Raw genomic sequence first — 16167 nt, forward strand, 5'->3', positions numbered from 1 at the left:
ATTACAGGATACCCTGTCTACCCGGCGATGTCATCAATCCTGAATGCGGGCGTGCAGTTCCTGTACAGACGCAACTTTATTGCGATCATCAGCCGACTTCGCGCGGATAGTCGCAAATGCCGCGTTCATCGTGGTTGTATACGTCACCTTATTCAGCAGTGCTTCACGGCGGATGTACATTGAATCAGTAATCGCCTGACGCCCTTCTGTGGTATTGATGATGTAGTCATACTCTTTGTTTTTGATCGCATCCACAATATTGGGGCGACCTTCAGAGAGTTTATTAACCACTGAGCTTACGATGCCTGCATCGTACAGCTCGGTTGCGGTACCGCGGGTTGCTTCAATCGCAAAGCCTGCACCGGTCAGTTCTTTCGCCAGTTCAATGGCTTTCTGTTTATCCGTGTTTCTGACCGACAGCAATGCTTTGCCCGATTTTGGCAACGGTGCACCAGCACCCAGGTTCGCTTTGGCATACGCTTCTTCAAACGTATCGCCTACGCCCATCACCTCACCGGTCGATCGCATTTCAGGCCCGAGCAGCGGATCAACGCCCTGGAACTTAGCAAATGGCAGAACCACTTCTTTCACCGAGAAGAACGGCGGGATCACTTCCTTGGTTACGCCCTGCTCTTTCAGGCTGACACCCGCCATTGCGCGGGCTGCAACCTTCGCCAGCGGCACGCCGGTTGCTTTTGACACAAACGGTACGGTTCGCGCAGCACGCGGGTTCACCTCAATCAGATACACTTCGTTATCCTTGATGGCAAACTGGGTATTCATCAGACCAACAACACCCAGTTCCAGCGCCATGGCTTTCACCTGCTCGCGCATCGTGTCCTGAATGTGTGCAGGCAGTGAATGTGGCGGCAGTGAACAGGCAGAGTCACCGGAGTGTACACCGGCTTGTTCAATGTGCTCCATGATCCCGCCAATTACCACATCGGTTCCGTCGCAGATCGCATCGATATCAACTTCAATCGCATCATCGAGGAAGCGATCCAGCAGCACCGGGGCGTCATTAGACACTTTCACCGCTTCATTCAGGTAACGCTTGAGATCTTTCTTGTCGTACACGATTTCCATCGCGCGGCCACCCAATACATAAGACGGACGCACCACCAGCGGATAACCAATCTCGTCCCCTTTGGCGATCGCTTCTTCGTAATTGGTAACCGTAGCGTTGGCAGGCTGTTTCAGGCCCAGCTTATTGACCATGTGCTGGAAACGTTCGCGGTCTTCGGCACGGTCAATGGCGTCAGGTGACGTCCCCATGATAGGAACGCCAGCCGCTTCAAGCGCACGAGCCAGCTTCAGCGGTGTCTGACCGCCATACTGCACGATAACGCCTTCCGGCTGCTCTTTTGCCACAATTTCCAGTACGTCTTCCAGCGTGACCGGCTCAAAGTACAGACGGTCAGAGGTATCATAGTCGGTCGATACGGTCTCTGGGTTACAGTTGACCATGATGGTCTCGTAGCCGTCTTCACGCATGGACAGTGCCGCGTGCACACAGCAGTAGTCAAACTCAATCCCCTGACCGATACGATTAGGGCCACCACCGAGTACCATGATCTTACGCTTGTCCGACGGCGCCGCTTCACACTCTTCGTCGTACGTTGAGTACATGTAGGCAGTGCTGGTCGCAAATTCGGCGGCACAGGTATCAACACGCTTATACACCGGGCTGATGCCCATTTCGCGACGGGTTTCACGCACATCGACTTCACCCACGCCGGTCAGTTCAGCCAGACGCGCGTCCGAGAAGCCTTTGCGCTTCAGCTGACGCATCATCGACGCATCAATGCCGCTCAGTCCTTTTTCAGCAACCTCACCCTCAAGCAGGATGATGTCTTCTATCTGTACCAGGAACCAGGGATCAATGTTGGTCAGGCTAAACACCTCATCCACACTCATGCCCATACGGAACGCATCACCGATGTACCAGATACGCTCTGCACCTGGCTGACGCAGTTCGTAGATAACCTTATTGCGCGCATCCGGATCGTCAAGGTCGACCATCGGGTTAAAGCCGTTGGCACCCACTTCCAGGCCGCGCAGGGCTTTTTGCAGAGACTCCTGCTGGTTACGGCCAATGGCCATCACCTCGCCCACCGACTTCATCTGCGTAGTCAGACGGTCATTGGCACCGGCAAACTTTTCAAAGTTGAAGCGAGGGATCTTGGTAACGACGTAATCAATAGAAGGCTCAAATGACGCCGGGGTCAGGCCACCGGTAATTTCGTTGGCCAGTTCATCCAGCGTATAACCTACGGCCAGCTTCGCTGCCACTTTGGCAATAGGGAAACCGGTGGCTTTTGATGCCAGTGCAGAGGAACGTGACACCCGCGGATTCATTTCAATGATGACCATACGGCCGGTTTTCGGATCAACACCGAACTGCACGTTCGATCCACCGGTCTCAACACCGATTTCGCGCAGTACCGCCATCGCGGCATTACGCATGATCTGGAACTCTTTGTCAGTCAGCGTCTGGGCTGGTGCAACCGTAATCGAATCACCGGTATGAACGCCCATTGCATCGATGTTTTCAATGGTACAGACGATGATACAGTTATCGTTCTTGTCGCGTACCACTTCCATTTCGTACTCTTTCCAGCCAATCAGCGACTCATCAATCAGCAGCTCATTGGTTGGCGACAGGTCAAGACCGCGGTGGCAGATTTCATTGAATTCATCAATGTTGTAGGCAATACCGCCACCCGAGCCGCCCATGGTGAACGAAGGACGAATGATGCACGGAAAACCAATACGGCTGAGCACATCGTGTGCCTGCTCCATGCTGGTTGCAATTTCAGCACGCGGGCACTCAAGTCCGATTTTACGCATTGCATGGTCAAAGCGGTCACGGTTTTCGGCTTTATCAATGGCATCGGCTGTCGCACCAATCAGTTCAACGCCGAATTCAGCCAGTACGCCTTGCTTGTCGAGTTCCAATGCACAGTTCAGTGCTGTCTGGCCACCCATAGTAGGCAGAATCGCGTCCGGTCTCTCTTTCTCGATGATTTTACGTACAACTTCCCAGTGAATCGGCTCGATGTATGTGGCATCTGCCATATTCGGGTCTGTCATGATCGTCGCCGGGTTCGAGTTAACCAGAATAACCCGGTACCCTTCCTCACGCAGCGCCTTACACGCTTGCGCACCAGAGTAGTCAAACTCACAGGCCTGGCCAATTACAATAGGGCCAGCACCGATAATCAGAATGCTTTTTATGTCATTACGTTTTGGCATAGCGGGCTCTTTCCTACTGCTTGGACTGTTCAATCAGGTCGATAAAGTGATCAAAGAGGGTGTCAGCATCGTGCGGACCCGGGCTCGCTTCAGGGTGCCCCTGGAAACTGAACGCCGGCTTGTCAGTACGGTGAATGCCCTGCAGTGATTTATCGAACAGTGAAATGTGGGTGACTTCCACGTTATCAGGCAATGACGCTTCGTCGACCGCAAAACCATGGTTCTGACTGGTAATCATCACCCGCCCGGTTTTCACATCCTGTACCGGATGGTTAGCGCCATGGTGGCCAAACTTCATTTTCACCGTTTTTGCACCACTGGCCAACGCCAGCAACTGGTGGCCAAGGCAGATCCCGAAGATAGGGATCCCGGTTTCGAGCAAAGCTTTGATCGCTGTAATGGCGTAGTCACACGGCTCCGGATCGCCCGGTCCGTTAGACAAAAACACACCGTCAGGGTTTAGCGCCAGCACGTCTTCAGCTGACGTTTTCGCAGGCACCAGCGTAATTTTACAGCCACGGTCTGCCAGCATTCTCAGGATGTTTTGCTTCACACCAAAGTCATACGCGACAACGTGATACTTAAAGGTATCGGGAGAAACAAACCCCTGACCCAGTTGCCAGCTTCCGCTGGTCCAGGTTTTCGGCTCGCTGATACAGACTTCTTTGGCCAGATCCATGCCTTTCAGCCCCGGGAACGCTTTAGCTTTTTCAAGCGCTGCGGCTTCATCAATCTCTTCACCGCACACGATACACCCGTTCTGTGCGCCTTTATCCCTGAGAATGCGTGTCAGTCTGCGGGTATCAATGTCCGCAATGCCAACGACGTTTTTTGATTTTAAGAAGTCAGACAGTGTCTGCTGATTACGGAAATTACTGGCAACCAGCGGCAGGTCGCGAATGACAAGGCCTTTAGACCAGACTCTGTCACTTTCTACGTCTTCGTTGTTGGTTCCGGTGTTTCCGATATGGGGATAGGTGAGTGTTACGATTTGTTCAGCGTAAGAGGGGTCGGTAAGAATTTCCTGGTAGCCGGTCATGGATGTATTAAAAACCACTTCACCGACGGCGGTACCACTAGCACCAATAGCCGTACCTTTAAACACCGAACCGTCTTCTAACACCAAAAGGGCAGAATTAGCCAAGTCAACCTCCAGCTTAAGGATAACTAACTGAGTGTTTGATTACGCAGATAATCAAACCCCACAAAAAACGGGAGGTAATCGTAAAGTTACATCCCGTTTAGCGATCTTTGCAGCTAATAAAACCGCATTTTTAAACGCCGGCGGGCGTTTAAACGCGAAATTTTGGCAAATTCCGGTGAGTATACATGACTGCTCAAAAAAGGTCTAACTTAATGTGGAAAAATATCAAAAATAACCCGTTATGTGTGTTTTCGTCCTGTAACCTGTGAAAAGCACAGGTTAGTGTACAAAAATCAAGCTTTTGCGTTCACCGCGGCAGCCCGAGTACATCGACCATGTCGTAGCGCCCCGGTGATTTGTCTTTCACCCAGGTCGCGGCTGTTACCGCACCTTTGGCAAATGTCAGACGGCTTGACGCTTTGTGCGTGATCTCCAGGCGTTCACCCAGGTCGGCAAATAACGCGGTGTGCTCACCCACAATGTCACCGGCTCTGACTGTGGCAAAACCTATGGTGTTATGATCCCGTGCCGGCATTTTGCCTTCACGGCCATATACCGCGCAGTCTTTCAGGTCTCTGCCCAGGGTGTCGGCAATGGCTTCACCAATCGCCAGCGCCGTTCCGGATGGTGCATCCTGTTTAAACCGATGGTGCGCCTCGATAATTTCAATATCGGCTGTTTTGCCGAGCGCCCTGGCTGCCTGTTTGACCAGTGACAGCATCAGATTCACGCCAACACTGTAATTTGCGGCAAACACCAGTGGAATTTTTTTCGCCGCCTTGTCCAGTTTTTCAAGCTGAGCAGCCGACAGGCCGGTTGTGCCAATAACCATGGGCACACCGTTTTTCTCACACCAGTTCAGGTTCTCGTCAAACACCACAGGTAATGTGAAGTCGATCATCACATCAACGTCCGACGGTGACAGGGATGACACACCGGTACACATCAAATCAGATGCCCCGGTACCTGCCAGTTCACCCACTTTCATGCCTACCCAGGGCGAGTCATCCCGCACCGTGGCAACCGAAAGCTGTGCGCTGTCGTGTTCATTCAGTGCTTCAATCAGCACCCGCCCCATGCGCCCGTTAGCGCCAAACAGACCTACTTGCATCGTTCTTCACATCCGTTAATTGCGTATTCGGTATTGTGCATCATGCGACCTGAGATGAAAATGGCGAACTGTCGTGCCAGATCTGCGTCAGAGCGAACCAGCAGCCCCTCCCCATTGATTTTCACTACGTTCGCACGCAAGCTATTGCGACACGACTAAAAGGAACGCTCTTCATGCCGCAAACTCGTATCTGGGACATACCTACCCGACTTTTTCACTGGCTTCTTGTTGCCTGCATTGTGGCGCAGTATGTGACCGCAGAGTGGCTGGATGATGCCATGCAGCTCCATTTTCAGATTGGCTATTTTACGCTGGGTCTCATCATTTTTCGTGTCCTGTGGGGCATTGTCGGGACACACTACGCTAGGTTCAGTAGTTTTGTGCGCTCACCGGCAGCGGTGATTGGCTATGCCAAAACACTGACTGATAAAAACAGTCCGGCCTATGCGGGCCACAATCCGCTGGGCGGGTATGCCGTCCTTTTATTGTTACTGATGGTTGCGCTACAGGCTGTCAGCGGGCTGTTTATGACGGACGATGTGTTTTTAGATGGTCCGTACCGGCATCTTGTCAGCGACACGACCCTGGAGGTGATGAACTGGCTTCATCACAATGTGTTTAACCTGCTTATCGCTGTCATTGCGCTGCATGTTGTGGCGATTGGCTATTACGCGCGTTATAAGCAACAGCCGCTGGTACCAGCCATGTTACACGGTAAAAAGCCTGTCAGCTCACCGGGTATTCCGTCATCGCGCCTGCTGCTTGCGATTGTTGTGGCGCTGATAACAGCCGGACTGGTGTACTATGCCCTGTTTGTGGCACCACCCGCCCCGGCTGCTGACGAACTTTTTTACTGATGGTCAGGCGGGCTGACCATCGGCCCGCTGAATCAGACCATTGCTGGACATGATGTCAGTGATCTCACCCACACTGGCGGGGTCGTCGATAGTAGACGGCACGGACACACTTTCGTCACTGGCAATCTGACGCAGCAGTTTGCGCAGGATTTTCCCCGAACGGGTCTTGGGCAGTCGGGGCACTCTGATAATCGTCTTAAGACACGCAATGGGCCCAATTTGCTTTCTTACCAGTGCGACCAGCTCAGACTGCAGTGTCTCATCGTCAATGTCGGCGCCGTCTTTGAGTAACACCAGCCCAACCGGGATCTGCCCCTTCAGATTGTCGTGTATACCAATCACACAGCACTCTGCCACAGCGTCATGTGAGGCCAGCACCTCTTCCATTTCACCGGTCGACAAACGGTGCCCTGCAACGTTAATCACGTCATCAGTACGCCCCATAATAAAGACATAGCCGTCCTCATCGATATAGCCGCCATCACCAGAGCTGTAGTAGCCGGGAAACTCACTGAGATAACCGGATTTAAAGCGCGAAAAGTCGCCCCAGATGGTTGGCAGACAGCCTGGCGGCAGTGGCAGTTTTACTGCGATTGCCCCCTGCGTATTCGGTGGCAGTGGCTCGCCCTGCGCGTCCAGTACCTGCACATCAAAGCCAGGCGTAGGGACTGTCGATGAGCCTGGTTTCGGCACCATTTTTTCTATGCCGACCGGATTGGCACAGATTGGCCAGCCGGTTTCGGTCTGCCACCAGTGGTCAACAACCGGTTTACCGGTATTGTCGACGGTCCAGTGATAGGTGGACGGATCCAATCGTTCACCCGCCATGAAAATGGTGTGCAGCGACGAGATATCATACTGACGCAGACAGGTCGCTTTGGGATCTTCCTTACGAATGGCCCGGAACGCCGTCGGCGCGGCAAACAAAACAGCAACGCCATACTCCTCAACCACCCGCCAGAATGCACCCGCATCCGGCGTACCCACCGGCTTACCTTCGTAAAGCACAGTGGTCGCGCCACGAATGAGCGGTCCGTAAACAATGTAAGAGTGACCTACGACCCAGCCCACATCCGATGCCGCCCAGAATACATCGCCAGGATGAATGTCATAAATCGCCTGCATGGAATAATTCAGCGCTACCGCATGGCCGCCATTGTCACGCACGACGCCTTTGGGTTTTCCTGTGGTGCCTGAGGTGTACAGAATATAAAGCGGATCGGTTGCACTGACCGGCTCACACGCCGCCGGCTGTGCAGCGTCAACCAGCGCATTCCAGTCAGCATCAATGGCATTGTCCAGTTCGGCCCTGTGCTGCTCACGCTGATACACAATACACCGCTGAGGTTTATTCTCAGACAGGCTGATCGCTTCATCCACCATAGGTTTGTATGGCAGCACTTTGCTACCCTCGATACCACAGGACGCGCAGATAATGACTTTCGGTGCCGCGTCGTCAATTCTGACCGCCAGTTCATTCGCGGCAAACCCGCCGAACACGACGGAATGGATCGCGCCCAGACGGGCAACCGCCAGCATGGCAATAACCGCCTGCGGGATCATGGGCATATAAATGATAACCCGGTCGCCTTTAGCCACCCCCGCCTGTTTCAGTGCACCGGCAAAATGAGCAACCTGATCCTGCAGCTCGGCATAGGTATAGGTTGCTTTCGTCTGCGTCACAGGCGAATCATAAATCAGCGCGGTGTCATCTCCCCTGCCCGCCTCGACATGATGATCCAGTGCCATATAGCAGGTGTTCATGGTGCCGTCTGCAAACCAGCGGTTTATGCCATTGTCATCATTGGACAAAATAGTTTTTGGCTGCGTATACCAGGGTAACGCTGAAGCCGCGTCGCCCCAAAACGTCGCCGGGTCGTCAATAGATTGTCGATAAATGTCCTGATAAGCCATGTGATATCTCTTTATCTTTGTAGGGTCTTGTTCACTAAACCAACAGTAATACAAATCGCGTTGTTACGGGCATAAGACTTCAGGCGTAGATGCGTCAGCCTGATGTCACCCGCCGAAGCGTTTCGCCGCAAGCGTATCGCGCTCAGGTGGGTATGAAGTAAAACAGGCAGTCACTGCGGGCAATATCCGCATTGGTGGTAACCATAAACAGTCGCAGCGGCACCTTATTGAACAGGCTGTGCTCGTCCGTAGTAAAAAACGCAGACACCGCCTCATCGTCGCAGTCCAGCCTGAATGCAGCCAGTCCCTCTTCTCTTACCCAGCCCAGATGTGTGCCTGCCGGGGTACATCCAAAATTCAGTGACTCAATATCGGTGCGCAGGCAGACATCCGTGGCGGTATCGGGTCCATCCTGATAAGCCACAGTGCAGCCGGTTTGTAATTCCAGTCGTCGGGGATGACAAAGCAGGCTCACTGGCTGACTGGCAACCAGCGGGTTGTCCCGCCGCCCAAGTTCAATGATGCCGGCCAGCGCAACCCTGTCGGCCAGTGCGTCCTTCGCACCGCCAGCCTCAATCGTTACCACCGGACACCCCAGCGACTGCTCCATCAGTGAGCCCAGGCGAATATCTGTCACAATCATCCAGGGCGCAAAGGCCGAGGCCAAAGCCTGATGCTGCGCACTGTCGCTGACACTGACGCAAAACGCAGGGCCGCTGCCTGAAGTATTGTGTAAATCGATCACGCACTCCGGCTCCAGCGAGATAATGGTCCTGACTATTGCATCAGCTAACGCATATTGCGGACTGTCTCCGCGGCCGGAAAAGCAGCGGTTGAGGTCCTCGCATCCTGGCAGCATACGATGACTGAACATAGGCAGTGTGGCAGCGGCCGCGGTCGAGGCGATGATGACGTGCGTGGTAACCGCCGGCTGCCACCCCTGCTGTGCAAGGGTCATCACAGCGCGCAGCCCGGACGGTTCATTACCATGTAACAATGTCACAATCACCCGGCAACGCTGGGTATCTCTGCCTGCAAACGTCAACAGCGACGGACCGCCTAACCCCATCAGAAACCCTTCAGGCGTGCGGTCTTTTACCAGACTCTGCACGTCCCGAATCACATTAAGCTGAGGGGCATACTGCGTTGTCATACCTGCCACTCACCTACTGGTGTGCCTTCAGCCGACTGGCTGATATAGTCGCGCAGCATGGCATGGAGCCCGCTGTGGTTGCAGCCACCGTATTTTTCCAACTGGTGCAGTTGCCATGCGGCACCGGTTTGTCCACTGGCAAGGCGCTGCTCCAGGATTGTCAGGTTGCGTGCAATGTCAGCACTGTCGATGTCAAGGCTTGCAAGCCCATCGGCCACATCATTGAGGTGCTGTGCAATGATATCCCTGACCGGCGATTCGACCACACCATGCTGCTGATCTCTCGGCCACAAAATGCGGGCGGCCAGTCCGTCTTTAGCTGCACGATAAAAATTGTATTCAGCATAATTGAACGGGATCGCGGGTAACATGCCTGCAACCCGGTCGGCAAATGCCACCGTCAGACCAATCAGCATAGCGGCATTCGCCATCATATCTGCACTTGTTGGCCCCGATGGCAGTGCGCGAAATTCAATGCGCAAATGTCCGTCACCTTTTGCGTCAAACACGGCGCGATTCCAGGACCACACCGTGCCGTGATGTAAACACAACTCAGCAAAAGGGGGGGTATCAGTAAAACAATAAGGGATCAGCGGCGCGTACAACATCACATTCTCTGCGAACAGCTCCCATGCGCCGTCGCGCACCCAGCCATGACCAAATGACACCCTCGCAGGTCGTCGCCAGTTTTTGGTCGCCGGATGGCGGTCATCAATAGACTGTTTAAACAGGGCGATGCGGGTTTCCTGCCATAACCGGTTGCCCAGAAAAGTGGGCGAATTACCCGATAGCGCCAGTACCAGCGGTGTAATAAGCTGCGCCGCATTGTAGTAATCCGCAAAGCGGTCTGCAGGCACTTTCAGGTGGACCTGAAACGACGTGTTAGCCCCTTCCAGAGTGACCTCGTCAGACAGCATTTTGAGCGAGTCGGCACCGTTAATATCGACTGAGAATGCACTGCCTTTCAGCGCAGTGAGTCCCGTAGTAAGCGCACGATAACGCGGCCTGTCAGTCATGAACTCGCGATGCAGGTGACGACGTTCAAGCGTTGGTAAAATGCCAATACTGACGACCCGCGCGTGATGGCGGGCGGCCTGTTCATTCAGCCTGGCCGTCAGCGTGTCCAGCTCGCGCTGCATGTGTAAAAACGGGGTGCCTTTCGCCGCCAGCGGCGACAGGTTGATTTCAAGATTGAAGCGATTGAGCTCTTCGGTCAGCAGCGGATTGTTTACCGCCTCGAGTAATGTGGTGTTGAGCGGCGCAGGAAACTGCTGGTCGTCAACGATATAAAGTTCTGCTTCCGCGCCCAGACTTGCAGGGCCTGATGAAAAGCCGGGCCGGGACAGGCGGGCTTTTAAAGCCTCGAGTTGTTCCTCCAGCCTGCCGCAAAACCGCTGATGATCATTCTTGCTAAAGGTTTCCTGCTGTATATCCTGCCCCATCGCTGCATCCGTCTGTGTGTCATAGACCTAGTATAGACAGCGGCAATTAATGGGCAGGTTGCGGTGGATCAAGCTTTTGCGTGTCTGGCCAAAACGCGATCCACCTTGGCATAAAGGACATCCGGCGTCACCGGTTTAGCAATAAACTCCGTGGCGCCCGCACGCGCGGCCTGCATCACAACCTCTTTGGTCACTTCGCTGGTGATAAAGATAAATGGCACAACCACCCCGGCCTGGTGGGTTTGTTGTAGCAGCTCTATACCGTTTAGCCCGGGCATCATCAGGTCACTGATGACACGGTACAGGAATAATGCGATTCAAGCGCGTGGGTAATCATATCCAGCGTGATAATGTCATCATCCACAACAGCAAGATTTATATCATTCATACCATGATGTTCGCAGCAGACCCGCAATACGTGCTATTACATTAACCCGATAACAGGAAATCGCAAAAAACTACGGCCGTCTGTTCCGCTAACACAAAAAGAAAGTGCGCATCTGCGCACTTTCTTCATTTTTTTGCATCTGCAACCATCTTTCGGACATCGCTTAACAACGCCTTAGCGTCGTAGACAATACCATCCTTAACGGTATAGGTGACGCCACCAACAGTGACAGGCTGATTGTCACTATTGAGGCGATAATGGCCGGTGCCATACAATACTTTAAAGTTTTGCAGTGGGTTGTAGTCGACAATCACCATATCAGCCAGTTTGCCGATGCTCACCGAACCGATTTTATCGGCCATGCCAAGCGCCTCTGCGCCGTTAAGGGTCGCGGCCTGAATAACTTCCAGCGGTGTAAAGCCAGCTTCCTGTAACAATTCCAGTTCGCGTATATAGCCAAAGCCATAAATTTTATAGATGTAGCCAGAGTCAGAGCCTGTAGTAACCCGGCCCCCGTGGTTTTTATAGTCATTAATGAACTGCATCCATAACCGGAAGTTGTGCTTCCAGGCAACCTCATCCGCGGTTGTCCAGTCAAACCAGTAAGAGCCATGTGCATAGCGGCTGGGCTTAAAAAATTCCCACAATGTCGGCAGCGTGTACTCGTCATGCCACGGCGCATAACGTTCACGCATCAGATCGCGACTAGCTTCGTAAATGGTCATGGTCGGATCGAGCGTGAAGTCCATGGAGATCAGTGCGTCACGCACCTGATTCCAGGTGTCGCTGCCCGGTGCTGCCGCCTGCTCCCACAACCGTCCGGCTTCGGCAAACCGATGCTGCTCATTGTTGTAGTTATAGTCTGAGGGATAATGCTGAATGATGCGGTCTTCAAACATGGCCTCGGGTAAACCGTACCAGTGCTCCATGGTCGTTAAGCCCAGTTTCGCTGAATCCATTACGTTCATCCGCATGACATCCAATTGGGCATGATGCATGGCAGAGCCCATTCCGAGTTTGCCTGCCTCATCCAGCGCCGCAGCCATGATTTCAGGCGGCGCACCAAAAAACTTAAGCCCCTCTGCGCCCTGTTTTTTTGCCTGACGAACAAATTTTCTTGCCGCCTCCGGCGTAGAAATGCGCTGCCCGTTACTGCCCATAAACCCTTTATAGGCAATCAGCCTGGGCGCAACAATGGTGTTATTACGGCTGCGTTTGACGTGATCCATGACCCAGTCCATGCCATTGAAGCTGCCGGGCTCTCTGACCGTGGTGATCCCGTGCCCCAGCCAGAGCTTAAATACATACTCTGCCGGAATGTCATCCGCCGACCCGCCGATATGACCATGCATATCTATAAAGCCTGGAAGTATATATTTGCCGCTGACATCCAGCTCTTTATCACCGGGCTGCGCTTTCGGCCGCCGCGCCTCAATAACCGGTACGCCCGGATTGCCCACGCTGACAATATCGGCAATACGGTTACCTTCGACAATAATATCCACCGGCCCGATGGGCGGTGCGCCCTCGCCATTTATCAGCGTACCACCTCTGAGAATAAGGCGCGTAAACGGCCCCTGGCCTTCATTATCTCCACGCGGGGGAGCTGACGCACCGGGTTTAGCCATGGCTGGCGTCACCATCACAAGTAGCAGTAACACCCAAAGTCGCTTTAACAAGGTCATCACTTTACATCCGTTAGTCTTGAGTCTTTCCAACCCTAGCGGAAAACTGACGATTTGCACACTCTCTTTGTGTCACAAAAAAGCGAGCCTGATATCAGGCTCGCTTTTTAACGGTGAAGAAATCTGACTCAGGCTTTCAGTACCGGCAGCTTAATTTGCACATGACGGGGAATAAAGCGCAGCACGCCGCGGCGGCACCCCTGCCAGAAGGCTGACAGTAACAACAGTGACGAACCAATACACAGACCGGTGACGGCGAAGCTATAAGTGACCATGCCATAGTTTTCCATGAGTGAGGAGAACGCATAAATCACATACACCAGTGCCGACACCATTATCGCTCTGCGATCAACCGCAATAGAAATCACCGCCAGTAACACATACAGCGCAAGCACTACACCCGACGTCACCAGGTTACTGTGGCCATCAAGCACACCCAGACTGCTGAAAATAGGATGGACAATCATAGGCGCGGCAATCAGATGCAGCCAGAATGCAACGTCCGATGCGCGGGTCTGACGCAGCGTGTCTTTACTGTCCCAGTACATTGCCAGTCCGAAAATCATCAGGCCGAATACCAGTGCCAGCGTGTCCACGTAGTACATCGCAGGCGGAAAAAAGTAAGCAATTGCCCCGATGGCACCGGCAGCCAGTGCGCCGGCGCCTGCCGCCACGGTGATAGGCACGCGGAAACGAACCCAGTGTGCCAGCGCCCCGACGCCAGTCAGCAGCCCGGACGCGATAAAGGCATAGGCTTTGGCCTGAGGCTCAAACAAAATAGGAATAACAAACAACCCCGCCAGGAAAGACAACAGCAAGGCAATGGCCGGCAGCGCCATACGACGGCGGTTGACAAAATACTCCGCCAGTCCCCATGACCCCACCGCAACAGCCACACCTGCAAGCGGGTGATACAGCTCAAAGCCCAGCCATGCCAGTGATGCCAGCAACAGCGCACTGGCAATGACCACAAAAATATCATTGAACCCGTTGATCAGGCGAAAGTTTTCCTCATCAACAGCATGGGTATTACGAACCTCACTGATGTGTTGTCTGAACTGACCAACGGCATCCGGTGTGAATATATTTGCTTTTACAGCGAGTGCCAAATCTTCATCTGTGTACATGTGTCTTTCCTTTTTATTTTTTGACAAACAGCTATAGCAACTTAAAAGCCAGAAATTTAACGCTTATATTTCATATAGTTAGATTTGACTTTAAAAAGGAGTAGTCATTTTGACCAAACATGTTTAACAAAACTGACTATTTTTTAGCCCCCAAGGTCAGCGCTCATCGTGCTCACTGCCCAACATAAAAAAAGGAGCCCAGGGCTCCTTTTCTGCATGACTTAACCATTACCCGGTATCAGTCCTTTTTAAAATCGTCGTGACAGGATTTACAGGCTGCCCCTACGTTACCAATTGCGCTGCGGTAGTTGTCAGTATCTTTGGCTTCTGTAACGCGCTGCAGATTTACCGCGGCAGTTTTCAGCGCAGCAACTTTTTCCTCAACCTTGTCCATATTTTCCCAGAGACTGTCTTTCGCACCCGTTTCAACGTCGAAATTTCTGGTATCCGGATGGAGGTAATCGGCCATCATATCAGCCAGTTGCTCAAGGCGAACAGCATTGGTCATCATGACCGATTCATCGTACGGTAATGCACCTTTCGCCATGCCGCCAAGTGGCGCCATATTGCTTTTTACCAGCTGAAATAAAGACTGACGGTATTTTACCGCTGCATCTGCGTGTTTCTGTGACATGACTTCGTGCGCGCTAAGGCTGGCAGACAGCAGTGCTGACGCCGCAAATAATGCGGTGATAGTCTGACGAACGGTCAGGCTCATAATATGAATCTCCCTTTTAAATTAACTGGCTACAATGCAATACGCGTTGCACCCTGACTAAGCCCATAATAATTAGTCAGGCAGCAATAAAAAAGCCCTCCATGCGGAGGGCTAACAATTAGTTGGTCAGGTCATCGAAGAATTTCTTCACGCCGTCAAAGAAGCCCTGCTCCTTCGGACGGTGTTTTCCGGTTTCGCCACCCATCGACTCTTCGAGCTCTTTAAGCAGCTCTTTTTGTTTGGCTGACAGGTTAACCGGTGTCTCAACGACCACTTTGCACAGCAGATCGCCGACCACGCCGCTGCGTACCGACTTCACGCCTTTACCGCGCAGACGGAACATTTTACCGGTCTGGGTTTCCGGGCTGACTTTCAGCTTCACTTTACCGTCAAGGGTTGGCACCTGCAGTTCGCCACCCAGTGCTGCGGTCGTGAAACTCAGCGGTACCTCGCAGTACAGGTTATTGCCATCACGCTGGAAAATCTTGTGTTCGCGCACATGCACCTGCACATACAAGTCACCTGCCGGCGCGCCATTTTCCCCGGCTTCACCTTCGCCACTTAAGCGAATACGGTCGCCGGTGTCGACCCCTGCCGGTACTTTGACCGACAACGTTTTGGTTTTTTCTTTGCGTCCATGGCCGTGACAGCTGTTACACGGATCGTCAATAATTTTACCTTTACCCGAACAGGTCGGGCAGGTTTGCTGTACGGCAAAGAAGCCCTGTCGCATCTGTACCTGACCGTTTCCGTGACAGGTTGGACAGGTTGTGGGAGACGACCCTTTCTTCGCACCGGAGCCATGACAAACGTCACATTCAACCAGCGTCGGCACCCGAATTTCTACGTCTTTACCACGAACGGCTTCTTCCAGCGACAGCTCCAGGTTATAGCGCAGATCAGCGCCCTGTCTTGCGCGCGACTGACGGCCTCTGCCACCACCGAAGATATCGCCGAATACGTCGCCGAAAATATCACCAAAATCAGCGCCGCCGCCGAAACCGCCCGCGCCACGATTCGGATCCACCCCAGCATGACCGTACTGATCATAGGCTGCCCGTTTCTGCGAATCGGTGAGGATTTCGTAAGCTTCCTGTATTTCCTTGAATTTTTCTTCGAGCGCTTTATCGCCCTGTGTGCGGTCAGGGTGATACTTCATCGCCATCTTTTTGTACGCCTTTTTAATTTCGCGTTCAGTGGCGCTCTTCTCTACCCCAAGCACTTCGTAGTAGTCACGTTTCGACATATCGCTACTTTTCCTACCCTGTTTGTCAGCAACGGCCGTAACCTCTTACTGATACTGCATAAATACGCCGTGTTTTTTACACGACAAAGGCGCAACAAGCTTTCCCTGCTGCGCCTTACTGCCAGAT

General features: G+C 53.0%; 12 protein-coding genes. 1 reads left to right on the forward strand and 11 read right to left on the reverse strand.

Features of this window, described 5'->3' with window-relative positions; translation table 11 throughout:
* Window positions 1-33 precede the first annotated feature (33 nt).
* The 3 genes from carB to dapB all read right to left on the reverse strand — a co-directional run bounded on the left by carB (window position 34) and on the right by dapB (window position 5510).
* The gene (carB, locus tag AB1N33_RS09125) at window positions 34-3255 is read right to left on the reverse strand and encodes a carbamoyl-phosphate synthase large subunit (protein WP_411271236.1); all 3222 of its coding nucleotides are present in this window, start codon (window positions 3253-3255) and stop codon (window positions 34-36) included.
* A 13-nt stretch (window positions 3256-3268) separates the two neighbouring features.
* Window positions 3269-4399 (reverse strand): glutamine-hydrolyzing carbamoyl-phosphate synthase small subunit, encoded by a 1131-nt coding sequence (gene carA, locus AB1N33_RS09130; protein WP_411271237.1) that lies wholly within the window; start codon window positions 4397-4399, stop codon window positions 3269-3271.
* A 307-nt stretch (window positions 4400-4706) separates the two neighbouring features.
* Window positions 4707-5510 (reverse strand): 4-hydroxy-tetrahydrodipicolinate reductase, encoded by an 804-nt coding sequence (gene dapB, locus AB1N33_RS09135; protein ID WP_411271238.1) that lies wholly within the window; start codon window positions 5508-5510, stop codon window positions 4707-4709.
* A gap of 173 nt (window positions 5511-5683) precedes the next feature.
* Here dapB and AB1N33_RS09140 point away from each other — a divergent pair, with 173 nt between their 5' ends.
* Window positions 5684-6367, forward strand: a complete 684-nt coding sequence (locus AB1N33_RS09140) for a cytochrome b/b6 domain-containing protein (protein WP_411271239.1) — start codon at window positions 5684-5686, stop codon at window positions 6365-6367.
* 3 nt (window positions 6368-6370) lie between these two features.
* Here AB1N33_RS09140 and AB1N33_RS09145 read toward each other — a convergent pair whose 3' ends face one another.
* From AB1N33_RS09145 to dnaJ, 8 genes are all read right to left on the reverse strand, one after another.
* Complete coding sequence (locus AB1N33_RS09145; RefSeq protein ID WP_411271240.1) at window positions 6371-8281, reverse strand: propionyl-CoA synthetase; 1911 nt, start codon at window positions 8279-8281, stop codon at window positions 6371-6373.
* A gap of 142 nt (window positions 8282-8423) precedes the next feature.
* Window positions 8424-9434 carry a M14 family metallopeptidase gene (locus AB1N33_RS09150; protein ID WP_411271241.1) on the reverse strand — a complete coding sequence of 337 codons (1011 nt, stop codon included), beginning with the start codon at window positions 9432-9434 and terminating at the stop codon, window positions 8424-8426.
* Window positions 9431-10876, reverse strand: a complete 1446-nt coding sequence (locus tag AB1N33_RS09155) for a glutamate-cysteine ligase family protein (protein WP_411271242.1) — start codon at window positions 10874-10876, stop codon at window positions 9431-9433. Before AB1N33_RS09155 ends, AB1N33_RS09150 begins: the two co-directional genes overlap by 4 nt.
* A gap of 68 nt (window positions 10877-10944) precedes the next feature.
* A complete protein-coding gene (locus AB1N33_RS09160) occupies window positions 10945-11157 on the reverse strand; it encodes a response regulator (RefSeq protein ID WP_411271243.1) in 213 nt (70 codons plus the stop codon).
* 232 nt (window positions 11158-11389) lie between these two features.
* A complete protein-coding gene (locus AB1N33_RS09165) occupies window positions 11390-12949 on the reverse strand; it encodes an amidohydrolase family protein (protein ID WP_411271300.1) in 1560 nt (519 codons plus the stop codon).
* Window positions 12950-13077: 128 nt separating this feature from the next.
* Window positions 13078-14076: a hypothetical protein gene (locus AB1N33_RS09170; protein ID WP_411271244.1), complete on the reverse strand. Its 999-nt coding sequence runs from the start codon at window positions 14074-14076 to the stop codon at window positions 13078-13080.
* A 238-nt stretch (window positions 14077-14314) separates the two neighbouring features.
* Window positions 14315-14794 carry a c-type cytochrome gene (locus AB1N33_RS09175; RefSeq protein ID WP_411271245.1) on the reverse strand — a complete coding sequence of 160 codons (480 nt, stop codon included), beginning with the start codon at window positions 14792-14794 and terminating at the stop codon, window positions 14315-14317.
* A gap of 118 nt (window positions 14795-14912) precedes the next feature.
* Entirely contained in the window at window positions 14913-16040 is a 1128-nt protein-coding gene (gene dnaJ / locus AB1N33_RS09180) for a molecular chaperone DnaJ (RefSeq protein ID WP_411271246.1), read from the reverse strand.
* Between the last annotated feature and the right edge of the window lie 127 nt (window positions 16041-16167).

It is taken from the genome of Alteromonas nitratireducens (assembly GCF_040812025.1).
GTDB classification, from domain to species: Bacteria; Pseudomonadota; Gammaproteobacteria; order Enterobacterales; family Alteromonadaceae; genus Alteromonas; species Alteromonas nitratireducens.